Source organism: Aminobacter carboxidus, from assembly GCF_014863355.1.
GTDB classification, from domain to species: Bacteria; Pseudomonadota; Alphaproteobacteria; order Rhizobiales; family Rhizobiaceae; genus Aminobacter; species Aminobacter carboxidus.
On sequence record NZ_JACZEP010000001.1, the window covers coordinates 443,424 to 464,751 of the forward strand.

Sequence of the window (21,328 nt, forward strand, 5' to 3'; positions counted from 1 at the left end):
GATGACGCGCAAGCAAAAGCGGCTTTCGGTGATAGCTGGCGCGCTGGCCTTTCTGGGGGCTGCAACCGCGCTGACCTTCTATGCGCTCGGCCAGAAGGCTTCCTATTTCTACATGCCTGCGGATCTGCAGACCGCGACCCTGCAGCCCGGCCAGCGCATTCGCCTCGGCGGCCTGGTCGAAGGCGGCAGCATCGTGCGCGGGCAGGGCACCCAGGTCGAATTCAGCGTCACCGATTCCGAGAAGACGGTGAAAGTGCGCTATACCGGCATCCTGCCCGACCTGTTTCGCGAAGGCCAGGGCGTGATCACCGAGGGCAGCTTCGGGCCTGACAACGAGTTCATCGCCGACAGTGTGCTGGCCAAGCATGACGAGAATTACATGCCCAAGGAAGTCGCCGACAGCCTGAAGGCGAAGGGCGTATGGCAGGAAACCACCCAATGAATGGCGGGCAGCGCTGATGGTTGAGACAGGTCACTTCGCGCTAATCCTTGCGCTCGTCCTGTCGCTGGTCCAGTCTTTGGTGCCGCTCTACGGCGCGCACAAGGGTGACGCTAGGCTGATGGCGGTCGGCGGGCCGGTCACCGTCACCGGCTTTGCCATGATCGCGCTGTCCTTCGCCGCGCTGACGGTGGCCTATGTTCAGTCGGATTTCTCGGTCACCAATGTCTGGGAAAATTCCCACTCGCTGCAGCCGCTGATCTACAAGTTCACCGGAACATGGGGAAACCACGAGGGCTCGATGCTTCTGTGGGTGCTGATCCTCAGCTTTTTCGGCGCCCTGGTCGCGGCGTTCGGCGGAAATCTGCCGGCTACCTTGCGTGCCAACGTGCTTGCCGTCCAGGGCTGGATCGGCACGGCCTTCCTGCTTTTCATCCTGATCACCTCGAACCCGTTTGCCCGCCTTGTGCCGGCACCGATCGAGGGCAAGGACCTCAATCCGATCCTCCAGGACATTGGCCTCGCCGTCCATCCGCCGCTGCTCTATCTCGGTTACGTCGGCTTTTCGGTCTGCTTCTCCTTTGCTGTGGCGGCCCTGATCGAGGGGCGCATCGACGCGGCCTGGGCACGCTGGGTGCGGCCATGGACGCTTGCCGCCTGGGTGTTTCTCACCGGTGGCATCGCCATGGGCTCGTACTGGGCCTACTACGAGCTTGGCTGGGGCGGATTCTGGTTCTGGGATCCGGTCGAAAACGCATCGTTCATGCCCTGGCTTTCAGGCACTGCACTGCTCCATTCGGCCATCGTCATGGAAAAGCGCTCGGCGCTGAAGATCTGGACGCTACTGCTCGCAATCCTGACGTTTTCGCTGTCCTTGCTCGGCACATTCCTCGTGCGTTCGGGCGTGCTGACCTCGGTCCATTCCTTCGCCAGCGATCCGAGCCGCGGCGTGTTCATCCTGTGCATCCTGACGCTGTTCATCGGCGGCTCGCTGGCGCTGTTTGCGTTGCGGGCGTCGTCGCTGACCGCAGGTGGCATCTTCCACCCGATCTCGCGCGAAGGCGCGCTGGTGCTCAACAACTTGTTCCTGACCACCGCGACGGCGACAGTGCTGATCGGCACGCTCTATCCGCTGATAGTCGAAGCGATGTTCGGCGACAAGATTTCCGTCGGCGAGCCCTTCTTCAACCTCACCTTTGGCCCGTTGATGATTCCGCTGCTTGTGGTCGTGCCGTTCGGGCCGCTGCTGGCCTGGAAGCGCGGCGACGTCTTTGCAGTCGCGCAGCGGCTGATGTTTGCCTTTGGCGCGGCCCTGCTGGCGGTGTTGGTGACCTATCTGTTCATCGATGGTGCCTCGGTGTTCGCCGCACTCGGTGCGGGTCTTGCGGCCTGGCTCGTGCTTGGCGCGCTCACCGATCTCGCGCTCAAGGCCGGCATCGGCAACGTAGCGCCTGACGTGGCGCTGCGCCGCTTCCTTGGCCTGCCGCGCTCGGTCTTCGGTACGGCCATAGCCCATCTCGGTCTTGGGTTGACGCTGCTCGGCATCGTTGGGGTGCTGTCTTTTGAAAAGGAAGCGATCCTGGTCATGAAGCCGGGGCAGGTGATGGAAATCTCCGGCCATAGCCTTCGCTTCGACGGGCTTACCCCCGTGCGCGGGCCGAACTTCACCGAGGAGCAGGGGAATTTCTCCCTGCTCGACGCCGGCGGGCAGCCAAGCGCAGTGATCATGTCGTCCAAGCGCTTCTATCCGGTACGCCAAATGCCGACGACGGAAGCCGGCATCAAGACGATGTGGCTCAGCCAGCTCTACATCTCGCTCGGCGATGAGGCCGGCGACGGCTCGGTGGTGGTGCGTGTCTGGTGGAAGCCGCTGGTCACGCTGATATGGGGCGGATCGCTGGTGATGATGCTGGGTGGTTTCGTGTCGCTGCTCGACCGCCGCCTGCGGGTCGGCGCGCCGGCGCGGCGCAAGTCTGCGCAAGCAAAGACAAGTCCGGTCACGCCATGAAGACGAAACTGCTGGCAATTGCAGGTTTTGTCGCTGCTTCTCTCTTCGCGGGCGCCGCCTTTGCGGTGAAGCCGAGCGAAATGCTCGCCGATCCGAAACTCGAAGCCCGCGCCCGTCTTCTGTCGGAAGAGCTGCGCTGCATGGTCTGCCAGAACCAGTCCATCGACGAGTCCGATGCAGAACTGGCTGGCGATCTGCGCGTGCTGTTGCGCGAACGGCTGCTTGCCGGCGACAGCGACGAGCAGGTGATGGACTACATCGTTTCGCGCTATGGCGAGTTCGTGCTGCTCAAGCCGCAGTTCAACCTGCGCAACGCCCTGCTGTGGGGCACACCAGTGCTGCTGTTGCTCGGCGGCGGTATCTTCGTTTTCCTGTCCGCTCGCGCACGGCGCAGGCAGGAGCCAGCCGCCTTGAGCAAGGACGAGCAGGAAGCGCTCGAGGCGATCCTGCGCAAAGACGCCTGAACAACACCAACATTACGAAAGTTTCATGCATCGGAAATGGTGCCGTAATGTGAGCCTCTCTATCTCTTGATCCAACGGATGCGAATCCAAGGCATCCCGTTCAAGAGGATCAGAGACAATGAGCACCAACTCCCTTTCGCGTTCGCGCAAGCGTCTCATGGCTGCCGCCGCATCTGTCGCCCTGGCCGGCGCGATCGGTCTCGGCGCCGTCACCAGCGGAACCGCCCCTGTCTATGCCGAGGCCGTGCGTGTCGAAGCGCCCCAGGCACCGGGCTTCGCCGACGTCGTCGAGCATGTGTCGCCGGCAGTCGTCAGCGTGCAGGTCAAGGCAAGGATCGACCCGGCCGCCGATCGCGGCATGTCGCCCTTCTCCGACCAGCAGGGCTTCGACAATCTCCCCGACAATCATCCGCTGAAGCGCTTCTTCCGCCAGTTTGGCCAGGACGGCTATGGCGACCAGAATCGCAACCCGCGCTTCAACCGCCGCGACGGCAACCAGAAGCCTCGGCCGGTGGCCCAGGGGTCTGGGTTCTTCATCTCCGAGGACGGCTACCTCGTCACCAACAACCACGTTGTCTCAGACGGAACCGCCTATACGGTGGTAACAGACGACGGCAAGGAACATGACGCCAAGCTGATCGGCACCGATCCGCGCACCGACCTCGCCGTGCTTAAGGTCGATGCCCCCACCAAGTTCACCTATGTCGGTTTCGCCGATGATGCCAAGGTTCGCGTTGGCGACTGGGTCGTCGCCGTCGGCAACCCCTTCGGCCTCGGCGGAACGGTCACTGCCGGCATCGTCTCGGCGCGTGGCCGCGACATCGGTGCGGGTCCTTATGATGATTTCCTGCAGATCGACGCGGCGGTGAACCGCGGCAACTCGGGTGGCCCGGCCTTCAACCTGAATGGCGAAGTCGTCGGCATCAACACCGCGATATTCTCGCCGTCGGGCGGCAATGTCGGCATCGCCTTTGCCATTCCTGCCTCGACCGCCAAGCAGGTGGTCCAGGACCTGATGAAGAGCGGCAGCGTGCAGCGCGGCTGGCTTGGCGTAGAAATCCAGCCTGTTACAGCCGATGTTGCGGAGTCGCTCGGCCTCAAGAGCGAAAAGGGCGCGCTTGTGGCGAGCGCTCAGGACAGCGGCCCGGCCAAGAAGGCGGGCATCGCTGCCGGCGACATCATCACCGGTGTCAATGGCCAGGATGTGGGCTCGCCGAAGGAGCTGTCGCGTCTGATTGCCGGCATCACTCCGGGCAAATCGGTCGACATCACCGTCTGGCGCAACGGCAAGGCTGAAACCTTGAAGGTTGACCTTGGCGAGATTCCCGGCGGCGACAAGATCGCGTCGGCAGACCAGCCCGCGTCCCCCGCCGAGCCGAGCACGCTGGCCAATCTCGGCCTGACCGTGACCCGTTCCGAGGACGGCAAGGGCCTCGTCATCACCGATGTAGATCCCTCCAGCGATGCCGCTGATCGCGGCATCCAGGCAGGCGACGTGATCACCACGGTGAATGCCGTCGAGGTCCAGTCTGCTGCCGACGTCACCAAGGCGCTCGACCAAGCGGAGAAGGCGGGCCGCAAGGCCGTCCTGTTCCAGATCAGCCGCGATGACTCCAACCGGTTCGTCGCCCTGCCGCTCAACCAGGGTTGACCGTTCGCTCCCGTCGGGTGGCTTCATCACCCCCAGCCGCACGGCGGGAGCTTACGGCGCCGGATAGTTTGTCAGTCTTCGATTCCGGCTCCGGTGGCAGCGGGCTCCCATCGCTCGCTGCCACTTCCACGTTGGGAGCAAACCACATGTCGCCTCTGACATCCCACAAAATCGCGTATAACGACGGCATGAAGATTCTCGTCATCGAAGATGACCGCGAGGCCGCCGACTACATGCAGAAGGCATTCGCGGAGGCCGGTCATACCGCCCATGTCGCGGGCGACGGCGATTCAGGTTTCGCGCTTGCCGATGCTGCCGAGTACGATGTCCTGGTTGTTGACCGCATGCTGCCAAGACGCGATGGTCTTTCGGTGATTGCCGGCCTGCGCTCGCGCGGCAATACAACGCCGGTTCTCATCTTGTCGGCACTCGGCGAGGTCGACGACCGGGTCACCGGCCTGCGTGCCGGCGGTGACGACTATCTCACCAAGCCCTATGCCTTCTCCGAACTGCTCGCACGCGTCGAAGTGCTCAACCGGCGCGCGCCGGCGCGCGAATCCGAGATGCTCTACCGGGTCGGCGATCTCGAAATCGACCGGCTGTCGCACACGGTGCGCCGCGCCTCGCAGGAGATCGTGCTGCAGCCGCGCGAATATCGCCTGCTCGAATATCTGATGCGCCACGCCGGCCAGGTGGTGACGCGCACCATGCTGCTCGAAAACGTCTGGGATTACCATTTCGATCCCCAGACAAACGTCATTGACGTCCACATTTCCCGGCTGCGCGGCAAGATCGAAAAGGGCTTCGAAAAGCCGATCTTGCACACCATCCGTGGCGCCGGCTACATGCTCAAGGCGGGCTGATGGCATTCAGGCTGCCGGCCATCATGAAAACCACTGCGGCGCGCCTTTCGGCGCTCTACTTGCTGCTTTTTACGCTGTGCGCGTTGCTTCTGGTCTTCTACATGACGTCGCTTTCGGCGCGCATGCTGCTGGCGCAGACCCAGGAAACCATCAACGAAGAGGTTCAGGGCCTTGCCCGCGGCTATCAGCGCGGCGGCATCCCGGTCCTCGTGCGGGTGGTCGAACAGCGCTCGCGCCAGCCCGGTGCCAACCTCTACCTGCTCGCCGATCCCAACGGCCAGATCCTGTCGGGCAATGTCGAGAGCATTCAGCCTGGTGTGCTGCAACGCGAGGGCTGGACGGAGCTGCCGTTTTCCTACGAGCGCTATGGCGAGGCTTCCGGCAGGCGCGGTGCGCCGGCCGCCAGTGAGCAGGCCGAGACGGAAGCGCGCACCGAGGTCGGGCACAACGCAATCGCGGTGGTGCTGCGCCTGCCCAACCAGATGATCCTCATGGTCGGTCGCGACCTCGGCGAACCGGAGCGTTTCCGTAGTGTCATCCAGCGGTCGCTGATGCTGGCGCTTGCCATGATGGGCTTTGGCGGCCTGTTGATCTGGTACTTCGTCGGCCGCCGCGCCTTGAAACACATCGACAGCGTGTCGGTGGCCAGCCGGCGCATCATGGCCGGCGACCTCAGCGGTCGCCTGCCGGTCACTGGCGCAGGCGACGAATTCGACCGGCTTTCCGAAAACCTCAACATCATGCTCGCCCGCATCGCCCACCTCAATGATGGGCTGAAGCAGGTCTCAGACAACATCGCGCATGATCTCAAGACACCGCTGACGCGCCTGCGCAACCGCGCCGAGGCGGCGTTGTCGGGCAAGAAGACCGGCGCCGACTACCGTGAGGCGCTGGAAGGCACGATTGCCGAATCCGACCAGCTCATCCGCACCTTCAACGCGATCCTGATGATCTCGCGGCTCGAGGCCGGCTACTCCGCCGAATCGACAGACAAGGTCGATCTCGCTGCCGTCGTCCACGACGTCGTCGAGCTTTACGAGCCCGTCGCCGAGGAACTCGGCGTCGGCTTCGAGGCGACCGTCGCCGGTCCTGTCGTCGTCAACGGCAACCGTGAGCTGATAGCTCAGGCGCTTTCGAACATCATCGACAACGCGATCAAATATTCCGCCGGTTCGGTCGAAAAGCCTCATGTCGGCGTCACCTTGCAGCGCGAGGGCGACGAAATCCGGCTCCAGGTATCGGACAACGGCCTGGGCATATCAGACGAAGGCGATCGGGCGCGCGCCACCGAGCGCTTCGTGCGGCTCGAAAAGAGCCGTTCGCAGCCGGGTTCCGGCCTCGGGCTCAGCCTCGCCAAGGCCGTGATGACGTTTCACAACGGCCGACTTGATCTTCTGCCCGGCAATCCCGGATTATCGGTCCTGATGGGTTTCCCCGGATCGAAGGACGAATAGATGAAAACTGTGGCCGCCAGGAAGAATGCGACCGAGTGGCGTCTGGAGCCCACGGCCAATGTCTCGCCGCTCGATCCGGAGCGTGCGCGGCGCGAGCTTGCCGAGCTTGCCGTGGTCGCCAAGGAGGAGGGGCTCGATCGCCTCGCCGCATTCCTCAAGGCCAAGGGGCCGGCGCAGGACTTCCTTGCCGCCGTCTTCGATCTCTCGGAGTTCATGCGCCACAGCGCACGGCGCCAGCCGGAAGTGCTCGAAAGACTGTTCGACCAGACCATCGAGGAGCGGCTTCAGGCGATTGGCGAGTCCATTGCCGCCGCCCCGCGCGAGCAAGGCGTCGTCGAGAATACGCTGATGATGCGTTTGCGCAGGTTGAAGGCCGAGGCGCATTTTCTCATTGCACTTGCCGATCTCTCCGGCGCGGCGAATGCATCGGACAGTGTGCGCCGGCTGAGCGACCTGGCCGACCAATGCACCAGTGCGGCGGTGAATTTCCTGCTCAGGGACGCGCACGACCAGGGCAAGCTCAAGCTGCCCGATCCCGAGAACCCGACCGTCGGTTCCGGCTGGATACTGCTCGGCATGGGCAAGCTCGGCGCGCATGAGCTGAACTTCTCCTCCGACATCGACCTGGTCGTGTTCTTCGATCCCGAGGCACCGGCGATCCCAGACCCTTATGAAGCAACGGAGCTGTTCGCCCGGCTGACGCGGCGGCTTGTCCGCATCATGCAGGACCGGACCGAACATGGGTACGTCTTCCGCACAGACCTGCGGCTGCGTCCCGATCCGGGCTCGACGCCGTTGGCGATCCCGATCCTCGCGGCACTGCACTATTACGAAAGCCGCGGCCAGAACTGGGAACGGGCCGCGATGATCAAGGCGCGCCCGGTGGCCGGCGATATCGCCGCCGGCGAGGCTTTCCTGAAGGAGCTCCAGCCTTATGTCTGGCGCAAATACATGGACTACGCGGCGATTGCCGACGTCCACTCGATCAAGCGCCAGATCCACGCCCACAAGGGCCATGGCGAGGTTGCGGTCAAGGGCCACAACGTCAAGCTCGGCCGTGGCGGTATCCGCGAGATCGAGTTTTTCGTCCAGACACAGCAACTGATTGCCGGCGGCAGGTTCCCCGAGCTGCGCGGCCGGGCAACCGTGCCGATGCTGACCCAGCTTGCCCTGCGCGGCTGGATCACCGGTGAGGCACGCGACGCGCTTGAACGGCAATACTGGTTCCTGCGCAGTGTCGAGCATGCCATCCAGATGGTCGCCGACGAGCAGACCCACATTCTGCCGGAAGACGATGAAGGTCTCCAGCGCATTGCCCATATGCTCGGCTTTGCCGACGCCGAAGCCTTCGCCAAGACATTCCGCGCCTCGCTGCAGGAGGTCGAGCGTCACTATGCGGCGCTGTTTGAGGCAGCGCCCGAGCTGTCATCAGGCGTCGGAAATTTGGTCTTTACCGGCGACGTCGACGATCCCGACACGCTGCATACGCTGCACCAGCTCGGCTTCCAGCGCCCCTCCGATATCTGCCGCGTCATCCGCAGCTGGCATTTCGGCCGCTACCGCGCCACGCAATCAGCCGAGGCGCGCGAGCGCCTGACCGAACTGACGCCGGCACTGCTCGAAGCCTTCGGCAAGACCCGCCGCGCCGACGAGGCGTTGATGCGTTTCGACGAGTTCCTCGCCGGTCTGCCTGCCGGGATTCAGCTGTTTTCGCTGCTCCAGTCCAATCCGGCGCTGCTCAAGCTTCTAGCCACCATCATGGGGGCTGCGCCGCGCCTTGCCGGCATCATCACGCGCCGGCCGCATGTCTTTGACGGTTTGCTCGACCCCGCTTTGCTGTCGGAGTTGCCCGACCGCGCCTACCTTGCCGCTCGTCTTGCGGCCTTCCTCGAAAACACCAGGCTCTACGAGGAGGTGCTCGACCGGCTGCGCATCTTCGCCGCCGAACAGAAATTCCTCATCGGCGTGCGTCTGCTTGCCGGTGCGATCGACCCGGCGCGCGCCGGCAAGGCCTTTTCCGATCTCGCCGATCTGACGGTCGGGGCGGCGCTCGAGGCCGTCGAGGCCGAGTTTGCCCGCCGGCACGGCAAGGTCGCGGGCGGCAGGGTCGCGATCCTCGGCATGGGCAAGCTTGGCAGCCGCGAGCTGACCGCCGGCTCCGATGTCGACCTGATCCTGCTTTACGACCACGACGAAAACGCCGAGGAATCAGATGGCGAGAAGCCGATGGCGCCCTCGCACTATTTCTCGCGCATGACCCAGCGGCTGATCGCGGCGGTCTCGGCACCCACCGCCGAAGGCGTACTTTACGAACTCGATCTCAGGCTGCGCCCGTCTGGCAACAAGGGGCCGGTCGCGACCCATATCGACTCGTTCCGCAAATATCAGCGCGGCGAAGCCTGGACGTGGGAACACATGGCATTGACCCGCGCCCGTCCGATCGCCGGCGATGCTTCGCTCTGCACCGAGGTCGAGGCCGAGGTCTTGGCGATCATCGCCCTGCCGCGCGATGCCGAAAAGGTTGTGACCGAGGCGCGCGACATGCGCCAGATGATCGAAGACGAGAAGCCGCCACACGACCTGTGGGACATCAAGCTGGTTCCAGGCGGGCTGATCGATCTGGAGTTCATCGCTCAGGTGGCGGTGTTGACCAGCAGGATCGAAGGGCAGGGGCATGCGACAGGCACCGCCGACACGCTGCACCGCCTGGCGCCAGAATTCGCCGATGCGCAGGCGCGCCAGGATCTTGTCGACGCCTACACGCTCTATTCGGCCATCACACAAATGACGAGGCTGTGTCTCACCGGCGCATTTGAGCGGAATGATGTTCCGCCGGGACTGTCGGATTTGCTGCTTGCGGCAACCGATCTTCCCGATTTCGCCGTGCTCGAGGCGCATCTTAAGGAGACGTCGCAAAAGGTCAGGTTCCACTTTGACCATTTGCTCCGTGCGAAGCGCAAGTGAGGCGATGGGACGCCGTATTTGAGCTTCGATCAGCATCGGGGGTGTCGATGCAACAGGAGAAACCCCATGAACACGTCAACCAGGATCGCCATCGCCTTTCTCGCCCTCGCGGGCACGGCCGGAACTTCCGCTTTTGCCGCGAACGGGCAAGGGCCACGCGGTCAGAACATGAAGCCGCAGATGCGCTTCGAACGCGCCGACGCCGACAAGAGCGGCGATGTTACCTTCGAGGAGTTCACCGCGGCCATGAACACCCGGCTTCTGGACGCCGATGGAAACACCGACGGCAAGATCACCGTTGCAGAGGTGGCCGACCAGATCCAGCGCATGCGCGCCGAACGCATGGCCGAGCGTCTCATCAAGCGTTTCGACGCCAATGGTGACGGCGAACTGACCAAGGCGGAGGTAGAATCCCGCCAGAAGAAGCTGTTCGCGCTGCTCGACCGCAACGACGACGGCAAGATCGTCAAGGAAGAGATGCCGAACCGTCATTGGCGTGGCGGCGACGGCAAGCGTTAGCCACCTGACCTCGAAAGCCTCCCGAAGATCAGCTCTCCGGGAGGCTTTTGTTTTGTCCGGACATGACCTCGCGCAACCTTGCCGCAATGCAGCTGGCTCTTGCTCGCCTCCGACAAAGGAGTGCCGCCATGAGCTGTTGCCATGGCGCGGGACCTCCGCCGACGGCGGCTATTCGACCGTCGGCGACCTTTGGCGCTTCGCCGAGGCGCTGCAGCCCGGTAAGCTCGTCTCGAAACGATGCTCGACCAGGCGATCAGCACCCAGTTCCAGATGTTCGGATTTGGCTTTGTCGTTGCCGGGGAGGGCAACTGGAAAGGCTTTGGCCATAATGGCGGCGCGCCGGGCATGAGCGGCGACCTGCATGTCTTCCCAAGGCTGGGCTACGTGCTGGTGTCGCTTTCGAACCTCGATCCGCCTGCCAGCACGCGGTCGCTGGAGTTCATCGAGGCACGGCTGCCGGAAGCGCCTTGATGTTCAGGCGGCCTTGGCCAGGCGCTCGACCTTCTTCACCGGAATGCGCACCGACACGATGGTGCCGACACCTTCGGTCGAGCGGATCTTCAACGCGCCACCATGCAGTTCGGCCAGAGAGCGCGAGATGGCGAGGCCGAGGCCAGAGCCGGCATGGTTTTTGGAAAACTGGTTCTGCACCTGCTCGAACGGCCGGCCAAGCTTGCCAAGCGCGTCCTTGGGGATGCCGCAGCCATTGTCTTCGATCGACAGCGTCAGCGCGCCCGATGCATTGCGCGCCCGCACCGAAATGCGTCCGCCTTCGCCGGTGAACTTCACCGCGTTGGACAACAGGTTGATGACGATCTGCTTGACCGCGCGACGGTCGGCGAACAATGTCATGAAGTCGGCGATCTGCGTCTCCACCGTGATCGACTTCTGCGCCGCCTGCAGCGAAACCACTCTGACTGTCTCGCGGATCAGTGGGCAGAGGTCGATCTCCTCGCGGTCCATCGAGAACTGGCCGGCCTCGATCTTCGACATGTCGAGGATGTCGTTGATGACGCCCAAAAGGTACTTGCCGCTGGAGTTGATGTCGCGGGCATACTCCTCGTAGCGCGGCGAACCCATCGGGCCGAACAGGCGACCTTCCATCAGCTCGGAGAAGCCGATCACCGCATTGAGAGGGGTGCGCAGCTCGTGCGACATGTTGGCGAGGAACTCCGACTTCGCCCGGTTGGCAGCCTCGGCGCGCTCGGTTTCCTTCATGTATTTGCGGTTGAGTTCGACCAGCTCGTGCGAGCGTTCTTCCTCCGAGCGCCGCGCCAGGCTGAGATCGTGGATCGTCGCCATCAGCCGGCGCTCGCTCTCCATCAGCTTGTCCTGGTGCTGCTTGATCTGGGTGATGTCGGAGCCGACCGACACCATGCCGCCGTCGCGCGTGGTCAGTTCGTTGACCTGCAGCCAGCGGCCGTCCGCCAGCTGGCGCTCGTAGGTCGCACCGCCGCGGGGGCCGTTGGCATTGGCCAGCCGCCGCTCGGAGGCGAAGGCGACCATGCGCTCTTCGATCTCCTCGCGCGCCGTGCCTGGCAGCACGTCACGGTCGGCGAGCCCATTGTCGTGCTGGTACTTCGAATTGCACATCACCAAGCGTCCATTGGCATCCCACAGTACGAAGGACTCGGTGATGTTTTCGATCGCCGCCCGGAGCCGCTGGTCGGCGGCTTCCGAGCGCAGGGCGAGGTGGCGCTGCTCGGTGATGTCGACGGCAATGCCGGTCATCTGGATCTCGGGTGCTTCCGGATCCACCACCTGGGCGCGGGCGCGCATCCAGACCCAGCGGCCGTCGGCGTGGCGCATGCGGAACACCCGGTCGATATGGTCGACCTCGCGCGTGATCACCTGGTTGGCCAACTCGAACAGGTCGCCGTCTTCAGGGTGGATGATGCGGGCGACCTCGCCGAACGACAGCATCGCCTCGCAGGCCTCGTAGCCGAGCAGTTCATACATCGAGCGCGACCAGTACATCTTGCCGCGCACCATGTCCCAGTCCCACAGCCCGCACTTGCCGCGCACCAGCGCCAGGTCGATGCGTTCATGCGCCTGCAGATAGATGCCGTCGGCGGCCTGGGCGCGTGCCGCCTGGCTGAAATAGGCAAAGAGGATGACAATCAGCATGCCGGCGGTCATCACGAACAGGGCGACGTTGAGCGACACGGTTTTGCGCCATTCGGCGAACACCGCGTCTAGCGGCACTATGGCAGCCGCGGCCGCGCGCTTGTCATCGGTTATGCTTATGGCCGCCAGCCAGTCCTTGCCGCCGATACGCACCTCCATCACGCCGGCGCGCTCGCCGAACATGAACAGTGGTTGCCCGCCCGAGACGATGCCGTCGAGCGCCTGTCCTTCCCAGCCCGTGGATTGCGGGCTGACCGCAACGATGCGGAAGTTCTGGTCGGTCAGCGCAATGACGTGGCTGCGGCTCAGCGTGCCTTGCTGGCTGGTACGTTCGAGCAGGTCCTGGCTTGCGGCGGCAAGCGGCCGCTCGGCAGTGGCGCCGATCATCAGTGCATTGACCAGTTCGCCGGCCGAGAGTGCCAGGATCGCCTTGGCGTTGCGCTCGACATCGTCGCGCTGCGCCATCAGTGACAGGAAACGCGTGCCGGCGACCACAATCAGGAAGATGACGATCAGCGTCGGGATCGAACGGCGGAGCAGGGGCTCGGCGGCCAGCAGCCGACGGTATGCGGGTTCGGCGATGAGACGTGCATTGCCCGACAGACCAGCGCTGCGCGCCTGCCTGCGACGGCCAAAAGCAGTCTCATCGGGCGCGCCCCACGCGTCCGCCTTGGCCATAAATGGCTCCCCAAATCCCGTTTCCTGGTAGGTCGATCCGGCATACGCCGAACATCCGAATCGTCACTAAAGAATCAAAGCTGATTCGCCTTGTCCAGTGGGGCGGACGAAAAAGATTAAAGTTCGGCTAAAAGTCTGCCTATTCGGCTGCGGCGTATCGCGCGTCATGCAAAAGCGGCAGTGCCCTGCATTTCAGGTGCTGCCGCCTATTGGATGACATGTCGTGGCCGGGTCAGGCCGGCTCGATCAGGCCAGCGTGCGTTCGATGATGTCGCGCAGGTCGGCAGACAGGCCTTCCTTGGCCTGCATCGTCAGCAACGCATCACGCGCCTTGGCCTGGCGTTTCGGCTCAAGCGACCGCCACGACCGGAGTGCGGTGGCGAGCCGTGCCGCGACTTGCGGATTCCGCTTTTCCACCGTCAGCACCGTCTCGGTGAAGAAGGTGTAGCCGGCGCCATCGGCGCGATGGAAGCCGGTCTGGTTGGCGCTGGCAAAGCCGCCGATCAGCGAACGCACCCGGTTGGGGTTGGCGATCGAGAAGGCCGGGTGCTCGGTCAGCGCCCGCACCGCATCCACCGCTCCCGTTCCTGGCGCCGTCGCCTGGATCATGAACCACTTGTCCATGACCAGCGGGTCGCTGCGGTAACGCTTGTCGAATTCGGCGAGCGCGGCCTTCGCTTCTTCGCTTCCGGCATGGCGATGCGCCAGAACGGCAAGGGCCGCGGCGCGGTCGGTCATGTTGGTGGCAGAAGCGAAATGCGCTGCCGCGCGCTGCGCACCATCAGGCAGCATCGCGAGATAGTCGAGCAGCGTGTTGCGCAGCGCCCTCCGTCCGGCACTCGCGGCATCAGGCGAGAACGGCCCGGACATCAGCAAATCGTCGTAAAGCTGCGCAAAGACTCCGCCATTGGCCTCAGCGATGGAGCGCGCCAGTGCCTCGCGCCCGGCGAAGATGGCGTCGGGGTCGATGTTCTTGCCGATCTCGCGGGCAACATCGGCTTCGCCAGGCAGGGCGAGCGCCAGTGCGCGGAACGCATGCTCGAGCGTGGCGTCGACGGCAATGCGTCCGGTCAGTCGCGTCAGATCAGTGCCGAATGCCGGCTGCTTGCCGCCGAGGATGTTCCTGAACGCCGCGATGATGGCGTCGGTCAAAAGCGTGTTGAAAGCCTGCCAGCGCGAGAATGCGTCGCTGTCATGGGAGGCAAGGAAGATCTGGTCTTCCGGCCGCTGCTCGATGCTCAGCGTGATCGGGGCGGAGAAGCCGCGATTGAGCGACAGCACCGGCCGCTCAGTGACGCCTGAGAACGTCACCACATGCTTGCGCTTGCGGACGTGGATCACGCCGTCCTCGACAGTCGCGCCCTCGGCGCCTTCGAACCCCATGTCCTTGCCGTCCGCACCGACAAGGCCGAAGGCGAGCGGGATGTGCATCAGCCGCTTGCGGCTTTCCGACGGCGTCGGCGGCACCGACTGCTCGACCTCGATGATGAATTCGGCGGTCGCGGGGCTGTGCCGTGTCGTCACGCTCAGATTGGGCGTTCCGGCCTGATGGTACCAGAGCGCGAATTGCGACAGGTCGCGGTCCGAAACCTCCTCGAACACCTTGACGAAATCCTCGATTGTCGCGGCATCACCGTCATGGCGCTCGAGATACAGATCCATGCCACGTCGGAACGTCTCCGCGCCCAGGATGGTGCGGATCATGCGCACCACCTCCGAACCCTTTTCGTAGACGGTCGGCGTGTAGAAGTTGTTGATCTCGCGATAGCGCCTGGGGCGGACCGGATGGGCAAGCGGCCCCTGGTCCTCGGGGAACTGATGCGCTCGCAACGTGCGCACCTCGGCGATACGCTTGACCGGCCGCGAACGCTGGTCGGCGGAGAATTCATGGTCGCGGAAAACCGTCAGCCCTTCCTTGAGGCAGAGCTGGAACCAGTCGCGGCAAGTGATTCTGTTGCCAGTCCAATTGTGGAAATACTCATGCGCGATGATCGCCTCGATATTGGCAAAATCGGCATCCGTCGCGGTCTCTTCATCAGCAAGCACGTACTTGTCGTTGAAGATGTTGAGACCTTTGTTCTCCATCGCCCCCATGTTGAAATCGGACACCGCGACGATGTTGAACACGTCGAGGTCGTATTCGCAGCCGAACACCTCCTCGTCCCACTTCATCGAACGGCGTAGCGAGTCCATGGCGTAGCCGGCCTGGTTTTCCTTGCCATGCTCGACATAGATCCCCAGTTCCACCTCCTTGCCCGAGGCGGTGACGAAACGGTCCTTGATGCAGCCGAGATCGCCGGCGACCAGTGCAAACAGATAGGACGGCTTGGGGAAGGGGTCGTGCCAGACGGCGTAATGCCAGCCGTCTTCGAGGTCGCCATGCTCGACCGGGTTGCCGTTGGAGAGCAGCAGCGGCGCCTCGGTGCGCAGCGCCTCCATTCGTACCGTGTAGACCGACAAGACATCGGGTCTGTCGAGGAAATAGGTGATGCGGCGGAAGCCCTCGGCCTCGCATTGCGTGCAGTAGACATTGCTGGAACGGTAGAGGCCCATCAGCGCCTCGTTGCGCGAGGGCGCCAGCTCGGTTTCGATCAGAAGCGTGAAGCGGCCCGACGCTGGTGGCGTGTGGATGACCAACCGGTCAGGCGTCGCGTCGAAGTCGGCTGCGTCGAGTGCTTCGCCATCGACCTCGATGCGGCGCATCGTCAGGCCGTCGCCATCGAGCTCGAGCTGCACTGGCTTGTCGACACCGGCGCGCCGCTCGATCGTCAGCCGCGCCACCACCTTGGTGCTGTCTTCGCCGAGCCGGAAGTCGAGTTCGGTTCTCGGGATCAGGTAGTCGCTGGGCCGGTAGTCTTCGAGACGAAACACCTGTCCAGTGTCAGTGCGCATGTGATGGCCTTCCTGTCGACTTCCGGATGCTGGCCGCAGGCTGGTAGAATAAATATGCGGCCGCTGCTCTTTACACGAAACGCCCCCTCGGCAAAACTGTTCAGGACCGCACATTCGCTGCGCTCCCCACCAATCCTCACGAGGCAGATATGACAATCGTCACGCCGAAATTCGGAATGGGCGCGTCCGTATTGCGCGTCGAGGACGGTGCCTTCATCACCGGCACGGGCCGCTACACCGACGACATCGCAGCCGCCTCGCAGCTCCACGGCTTTGTCTTGCGCTCGCCCGTCGCCAAGGCCAGCTTCGAGATCGGCTCCCTCGATGATGCCCGCGCAGCACCAGGCGTGCGGCTGGTGCTCTCAGGTGCCGACGTCGCTCATCTCGGCGATCTCAAGTCGACGGTCATGCAGAAGCAGCCGGACGGCACGCGTGCGCCGACCCGCGACATTCCGATCTTGTGCCGTGACCGGGTCCACTATGTCGGCGATGCCGTTGCCTTCGTCGTCGCCGACAGCCGCGCGCTGGCTCAGGACGCCGCCGAACTGATCGAGGTCGACTATGACGGCGAGGACGCCGCCGCCAATACCGCGACCGCGCTCGACGACGCGGCACCGCTGGTGTGGCCGGAACTCGGCACCAACCGCGCCTTCACCTATCATCTCGGCGACAAGGCGAAGACCGACAGCGCCTTTGCCAAGGCCGATCACGTCACCCGCGTCGAGTTCATCAACAACCGCCTGATCTGCAACTACATGGAGCCGCGCTCGGCGATAGGCGAGTGGCGCAATGACGAAGACCGTTTCGTGCTGACCACCGGCTCGCAAGGCGTGCATTCGATGCGCACCGTGCTGACCGGCCAGGTCTTTGGCGTCAGTGCCGACAAGCTGCGCGTCATCACGCCCGACGTCGGTGGCGGCTTTGGCACCAAGGCCTTCGTCTACCGCGAACACGCGCTGGTGCTGGAGGCCGCCAAGCGGCTTGGCCAGCCGGTCAAATGGGCCAGTGACCGCACCGAGCATTTCCTCACCGATGCCCAAGGGCGTGACAATGTCGTCACGGCCGAGATGGCGATGGACAAGAACGGCCGGTTTTTGGGCCTGCGCGTCGAACTGATCTCCAATCTTGGCGCCTATGTCTCGCAATATGGCCCCGCCATCGCCCATATCGGCGCCAGCATGTCGACCGGCGTCTATGACATCCAGGCACTCGATGTGACGATCCTGGGCGCCTACACCAACACCTGTCCTGTCGATGCCTACCGTGGCGCGGGGCGACCGGAAGCAGCCCTTTTGGTCGAGAAGCTGGCCGATGCCTGCGCCCGCGACCTCGGCCTGTCGGTCGACGAAATCCGCCGCCGCAACTTCATTCGCCCCGAACAGTTCCCGTACCGCACTCAGACAGGTCGGCTCTACGATGTCGGTGAGTTCCAGGCCCATATGGATCTGTCGATGGAACGTGCCGGCTGGACGAGCTTTCCCGACCGCCTTGTGGAGGCGAAGACGAGGGGAAAAATCCGCGGCATCGGCATGGCGACCTATATCGAAGCCTGCGCCTTTGCCGGCTCCGAGCCGGCGCGGGTCGAACTCAATGCCGACGGTACCGTCTCGGTGTTCATCGGCACCCAGTCCAACGGCCAGGGCCATGCGACGGCCTACGCCCAGTTCGTCTCGGAAAAGCTCAATCTCGACATCGCCAGCATCAGTGTCCACCAGGGCGACACCGACCAGCTTGCCAAGGGCGGCGGTACCGGCGGGTCGCGCTCGATCCCGCTCGGTGGCGTCTCTGCCTCTCGCGCGGGTGCCGCCCTTGCCGACAAGCTGAAGAAGATCGCAGCCGACGAACTTGAGGCCGCCGCCGCCGACATCGAACTCGGCAATGGCGAGGCGCGCATCGTCGGCACTGACCGCGCGATGACTTTCGCCGACCTCCATGCGGCGGCGAAAAATCCTGATGATCTCAAGGCGATGGGCGAATTTGTTCAGGACGAAGCGACCTATCCCAACGGCACCCACATCTGCGAAGTCGAGATCGACCCGGAGACCGGCACGACAGAGGTGATCGCCTACACCATCGTCGACGATTTCGGCGCGACCGTGAACCCGATCCTGCTTGCCGGCCAGGTTCATGGCGGTGTCGTGCAGGGCATCGGCCAGGCGTTGCAGGAAGAGGCGGTCTATAGCGAGGACGGCCAGCTGCTGACGGCGAGCTTCATGGACTACACCATGCCGCGCGCCGACAGCGTGCCGTCCTTTCATTTCGAGACGCGCAACGTGCCCTCGACCACCAATGCCATGGGCATGAAGGGCGCGGGCGAGGCGGGCACCATCGGCGCGACGCCGGCGGCGCTTAACGCGGTGACCGACGCGCTTTACCGCGCCTACGGCATCACCCACATTGAAATGCCCGCGACGCCGTTGCGCATCTGGGCAGCGATAGAGGCGGCACGGCAGCAGTGAAGCAAAACGTGGTTCAGGCGGCTTCGTCGCCGCTTACGGGTATCGCGCTCAAGGTCATATCAGTGGCGATCTTCGTCGGCATGTCGACGGCCATCAAGCTGGCCGGTCAGGTGCCCGCCGGCCAGATCGTGTTCTACCGGTCCTTCTTTGCCATCTTTCCGATCCTCGTCTTCCTCGCCGTCCGCGGTGAGTTGCGCACGGCGGTCGTCACCACGCGGCCGTTCGGGCACATCATGCGCGGGCTTGCCGGCGTCACGGCCATGGGCTTCGGCTTCTTTGCGCTGACGCAGCTGCCGCTGCCCGAGGCGATCACGCTGAATTATGCCCAGCCGCTGCTTGTCGTCGTCTTCAGCGCCATCTTCCTTGGCGAGAATGTCCGCTCCTACAGGTGGACGGCGGTCGCCGTCGGCCTCCTGGGCGTACTCATCGTTTCCTGGCCGAACCTCACCTTGTTCACTTCGGGCGCAGGCATGAGCGACAGGGCGGCGATGGGCGTGGTAGCTGCCCTGGCCGGTGCCGCACTTTCGGCTGTCGCCATGCTCCTGGTGCGCAACCTCGTCCATACGGAACGCACTGCGACGATTGTGCTGTGGTTTTCGCTGACCGCAAGTGTCATGTCCCTCATCAGCATCCCATTCGGCTGGCAGTCGCTGACGTGGGAGCAGACGGCGCTGCTCGTCACCGGTGGTTTCTGCGGCGGCATCGCCCAGCTGTTCATGACCGAGGCATACCGCCATGCCGAGGCGTCGACAGTCGCGCCCTTCGAATATACCTCCTTGCTCCTAGGTATCGTCGTCGGCTATCTCGTCTTCGGTGATCTGCCGACGATCCACACGCTCATCGGCGGTGCCATCGTCATCGGCGCCGGCATTTTCATTATCTGGCGCGAACAGCGCCTTGGCCTGGAAATCCAGGCCGCCAAGAAGGCATCGTCACCGCAATAGGCGACTGTGGCCGTGCATCTGGAGCCTGCCCGCTCCTCAAAATGATCTGAGGCGACCGGTTTTCGGTCGAAGGGCGAGGCATTGTCTTGAGCGAATTTTCCGACCCGATCGATGTCGTCATGCCGTGGGTCGACGGCAGCGACCCTGCCCATCGCGACAGCCTGTTGCGCCGCTGGCCGAGGCTGCCCTGGCTCAGGCCCGCACCCTATCGATTTCGCGAGAACGGCGAGCTGCGTTATGCGCTGCGTTCGATCCATTTCCACATGCCGTGGGTCCGGACCATCCACCTGGTCACCAACGGCCAGGTGCCGCCATGGCTCGATCTGGATCATCCCAGCATCAATCTCGTCAGGCATGCGGATTTCTTCGCTGATCCTTCAAGCCTGCCGGTCTTCAGTTCCAGCGCCATCGAAGCCAATCTTCACAGGATCGGCAGAGTAGGTGTCGCCAGCCGCTTTTTGCTGTTCAACGACGACTTCTTCGTTGGCCAGACGGTGGCCCGGGAAGAATTCATCACGCCCGATGGCAATCCCCGCCTTCATGTCATGTCGGCAAGGCTGCCAAGGTTTCGGCTGCGGGCCGACCGCTACAGGCATACGCTTGCCTTCAACAATCTGCTGCTGTGTTGCGCGTTTCGCCGCCGGCGATGGTCCTATCCGCCGCATCTGCCGCTGTTGCTGGAGCTCGACAGACTGGCCTGGCTGAACGCCAAATTTGGCTTCTGGCTGCATCGTACGGCGCGGCATCGTTTTCGCCAGCGAACGGACGCGCTGGCGCGGGTGCTCTACATCAATGCCGTTCCCGAGCGTGATCGCGGCCGACCAGATGGCGCGCTGCAAGTGAAACTCACCTGCGAACATGTCATTGCCGTCAGGGACGACGATGCGTTCAGCCGGTCGCTGGCACAACTGGTCAGGCAGCCGCCAGCCTTCTTCTGCCTCAATGACGAGATCGACGACGATGCACGCGCTGCGGTGAGGGCTTTGGAGATGCAGGCGGCCCTGGGGGCGATCTTTCCAGAGCCGGCGCCGTTCGAAAAGGATCGTCGCGCGATCGGGCTTGAACCTACTGAACGGCCAGGCACCTGAGCCGTGCTGCCGTCTCTTCGTCGGCCGGGAAAAACGACTCGATGGCGATTTCCGACAAGGTCACGTCGAGCGGCGTGCCGAACACGGTGATCGTGCTGATGAAGGACAGCACATCATCACCCACGCGCAGCCGCAGCGGATGGGCGATTGCCAGCGGGTCGGCCTGCATCGGGCGCCCGGTTCGCGGCCCGTCGGGATAGCTCAGCAACTCCTGCTCCAGTGCCTTCAGCACCGGATCGCCTGCCGTGTCGTTCTGGTGTTTCAGCCGCTCGAGCAGATGCGAGCGCCATTCATGAAGGTTGACGATGCGTGGCGCCACGCCCTTGGGATGCAGGCTGAGCCTGAGCACATTGACCGGCGGCTCGAGCAACGAGGCATCCACCCCGGTGAGCATGGGGCCGAGTGCCGCGTTGCCCTCGATCAGGTTCCAGTGCCGGTCGACCGCGATCGCGGGGTAGGGCTCATGCCCCTTGAGCACCATCCGCACCGCCTCCATGGCCGGCGCGAGCGAGGGGTGGTCGAGCGGCTTTTCGCTGAAGCTCGGCGCGTATCCGGCGGCCAGCAGCATCTGGTTGCGCTGGCGCAGCGGGATCTCCAGCTGCTCGGCGAGATGAAGCACCATGTCGCGCGAAGGTGCCGAGCGCCCGCTCTCCATGAAACTCAGGTGCCGCTGCGAGATTTCGGCTTCCATGGCGAGATCGAGCTGGCTCATGCGGCGTCTGGTGCGCCATTCGCGGATGAGGTCGCCTACCGAATTTTGTGTCGTTGTCATGCAGTT

15 protein-coding genes are annotated in these 21,328 nt (G+C 63.8%); 12 read left to right on the top strand and 3 right to left on the bottom strand.

Annotation, left to right across the window (positions count from 1 at the left end; all coding sequences use genetic code 11):
- Window position 1 precedes the first annotated feature (1 nt).
- The 9 genes from ccmE (at window position 2) to IHE39_RS02120 (ending at window position 10,833) form a co-directional block, all read left to right on the top strand.
- Complete coding sequence (gene ccmE, locus IHE39_RS02080; RefSeq protein ID WP_184769300.1) at window positions 2-442, top strand: cytochrome c maturation protein CcmE; 441 nt, start codon at window positions 2-4, stop codon at window positions 440-442.
- 16 nt (window positions 443-458) lie between these two features.
- A complete protein-coding gene (locus IHE39_RS02085) occupies window positions 459-2,447 on the top strand; it encodes a heme lyase CcmF/NrfE family subunit (protein ID WP_192565356.1) in 1,989 nt (662 codons plus the stop codon).
- Entirely contained in the window at window positions 2,444-2,911 is a 468-nt protein-coding gene (locus tag IHE39_RS02090; RefSeq protein WP_192565357.1) for a cytochrome c-type biogenesis protein, read from the top strand. Before IHE39_RS02085 ends, IHE39_RS02090 begins: the two co-directional genes overlap by 4 nt.
- Before the next feature lie 118 nt (window positions 2,912-3,029).
- The gene (locus tag IHE39_RS02095; protein ID WP_184769297.1) at window positions 3,030-4,562 is read left to right on the top strand and encodes a Do family serine endopeptidase; all 1,533 of its coding nucleotides are present in this window, start codon (window positions 3,030-3,032) and stop codon (window positions 4,560-4,562) included.
- Window positions 4,563-4,750: 188 nt separating this feature from the next.
- Window positions 4,751-5,425 (top strand): response regulator transcription factor, encoded by a 675-nt coding sequence (locus IHE39_RS02100; protein WP_192566017.1) that lies wholly within the window; start codon window positions 4,751-4,753, stop codon window positions 5,423-5,425.
- Window positions 5,425-6,879, top strand: a complete 1,455-nt coding sequence (locus tag IHE39_RS02105) for a sensor histidine kinase (RefSeq protein ID WP_184769296.1) — start codon at window positions 5,425-5,427, stop codon at window positions 6,877-6,879. Before IHE39_RS02100 ends, IHE39_RS02105 begins: the two co-directional genes overlap by 1 nt.
- The gene (locus IHE39_RS02110; protein ID WP_192565358.1) at window positions 6,880-9,843 is read left to right on the top strand and encodes a bifunctional [glutamine synthetase] adenylyltransferase/[glutamine synthetase]-adenylyl-L-tyrosine phosphorylase; all 2,964 of its coding nucleotides are present in this window, start codon (window positions 6,880-6,882) and stop codon (window positions 9,841-9,843) included. It begins immediately after the preceding gene.
- A 66-nt stretch (window positions 9,844-9,909) separates the two neighbouring features.
- A complete protein-coding gene (locus IHE39_RS02115; RefSeq protein ID WP_184769294.1) occupies window positions 9,910-10,362 on the top strand; it encodes an EF-hand domain-containing protein in 453 nt (150 codons plus the stop codon).
- Between the two features lie 237 nt (window positions 10,363-10,599).
- A complete protein-coding gene (locus IHE39_RS02120) occupies window positions 10,600-10,833 on the top strand; it encodes a hypothetical protein (protein WP_184769293.1) in 234 nt (77 codons plus the stop codon).
- Window positions 10,834-10,836: 3 nt separating this feature from the next.
- On the opposite strand, the gene IHE39_RS02125 is transcribed toward IHE39_RS02120, so the two are convergent.
- Together IHE39_RS02125 and pepN are read right to left on the bottom strand one after the other, a co-directional pair.
- Window positions 10,837-13,167 (bottom strand): PAS domain-containing sensor histidine kinase, encoded by a 2,331-nt coding sequence (locus IHE39_RS02125; protein ID WP_192565359.1) that lies wholly within the window; start codon window positions 13,165-13,167, stop codon window positions 10,837-10,839.
- Window positions 13,168-13,413: 246 nt separating this feature from the next.
- On the bottom strand, window positions 13,414-16,059 hold the full coding sequence (pepN, locus tag IHE39_RS02130) for an aminopeptidase N (protein WP_184769291.1): 2,646 nt from the start codon (window positions 16,057-16,059) through the stop codon (window positions 13,414-13,416).
- 149 nt (window positions 16,060-16,208) lie between these two features.
- On the opposite strand from pepN, the gene IHE39_RS02135 reads away from it, so the two are divergent.
- The 3 genes from IHE39_RS02135 (at window position 16,209) to IHE39_RS02145 (ending at window position 20,550) form a co-directional block, all read left to right on the top strand.
- Window positions 16,209-18,518, top strand: a complete 2,310-nt coding sequence (locus IHE39_RS02135; RefSeq protein ID WP_192565360.1) for a xanthine dehydrogenase family protein molybdopterin-binding subunit — start codon at window positions 16,209-16,211, stop codon at window positions 18,516-18,518.
- Window positions 18,515-19,462: a DMT family transporter gene (locus tag IHE39_RS02140; protein ID WP_343070048.1), complete on the top strand. Its 948-nt coding sequence runs from the start codon at window positions 18,515-18,517 to the stop codon at window positions 19,460-19,462. The genes IHE39_RS02135 and IHE39_RS02140 overlap by 4 nt, the downstream gene beginning before the upstream one ends.
- Window positions 19,463-19,548: 86 nt before the next feature.
- Window positions 19,549-20,550, top strand: coding sequence for a Stealth CR1 domain-containing protein (locus IHE39_RS02145; RefSeq protein ID WP_192565361.1), 1,002 nt, complete (start codon window positions 19,549-19,551; stop codon window positions 20,548-20,550).
- Here the strand turns inward: IHE39_RS02145 and IHE39_RS02150 are convergent.
- Window positions 20,528-21,322 carry a helix-turn-helix domain-containing protein gene (locus IHE39_RS02150; protein ID WP_184769288.1) on the bottom strand — a complete coding sequence of 265 codons (795 nt, stop codon included), beginning with the start codon at window positions 21,320-21,322 and terminating at the stop codon, window positions 20,528-20,530. The two genes, IHE39_RS02145 and IHE39_RS02150, sit on opposite strands and share 23 nt — an antisense overlap.
- Window positions 21,323-21,328 lie beyond the last annotated feature (6 nt).

What these genes read in the sequence shown, in the direction of transcription:
- pepN (WP_184769291.1), bottom strand. Translation starts at nt 16,059, where the DNA reads ATGCGCACTGACACTGGACAGGTGTTTCGTCTCGAAGACTACCGGCCC.
- IHE39_RS02095 (WP_184769297.1), top strand. Translation starts at nt 3,030, where the DNA reads ATGAGCACCAACTCCCTTTCGCGTTCGCGCAAGCGTCTCATGGCTGCC.
- IHE39_RS02090 (WP_192565357.1), top strand. Translation starts at nt 2,444, where the DNA reads ATGAAGACGAAACTGCTGGCAATTGCAGGTTTTGTCGCTGCTTCTCTC.
- IHE39_RS02120 (WP_184769293.1), top strand. Translation starts at nt 10,600, where the DNA reads ATGCTCGACCAGGCGATCAGCACCCAGTTCCAGATGTTCGGATTTGGC.
- IHE39_RS02085 (WP_192565356.1), top strand. Translation starts at nt 459, where the DNA reads ATGGTTGAGACAGGTCACTTCGCGCTAATCCTTGCGCTCGTCCTGTCG.
- IHE39_RS02110 (WP_192565358.1), top strand. Translation starts at nt 6,880, where the DNA reads ATGAAAACTGTGGCCGCCAGGAAGAATGCGACCGAGTGGCGTCTGGAG.
- ccmE (WP_184769300.1), top strand. Translation starts at nt 2, where the DNA reads ATGACGCGCAAGCAAAAGCGGCTTTCGGTGATAGCTGGCGCGCTGGCC.
- IHE39_RS02150 (WP_184769288.1), bottom strand. Translation starts at nt 21,322, where the DNA reads ATGACAACGACACAAAATTCGGTAGGCGACCTCATCCGCGAATGGCGC.
- IHE39_RS02135 (WP_192565360.1), top strand. Translation starts at nt 16,209, where the DNA reads ATGACAATCGTCACGCCGAAATTCGGAATGGGCGCGTCCGTATTGCGC.
- IHE39_RS02115 (WP_184769294.1), top strand. Translation starts at nt 9,910, where the DNA reads ATGAACACGTCAACCAGGATCGCCATCGCCTTTCTCGCCCTCGCGGGC.
- IHE39_RS02125 (WP_192565359.1), bottom strand. Translation starts at nt 13,167, where the DNA reads ATGGCCAAGGCGGACGCGTGGGGCGCGCCCGATGAGACTGCTTTTGGC.
- IHE39_RS02100 (WP_192566017.1), top strand. Translation starts at nt 4,751, where the DNA reads ATGAAGATTCTCGTCATCGAAGATGACCGCGAGGCCGCCGACTACATG.
- IHE39_RS02105 (WP_184769296.1), top strand. Translation starts at nt 5,425, where the DNA reads ATGGCATTCAGGCTGCCGGCCATCATGAAAACCACTGCGGCGCGCCTT.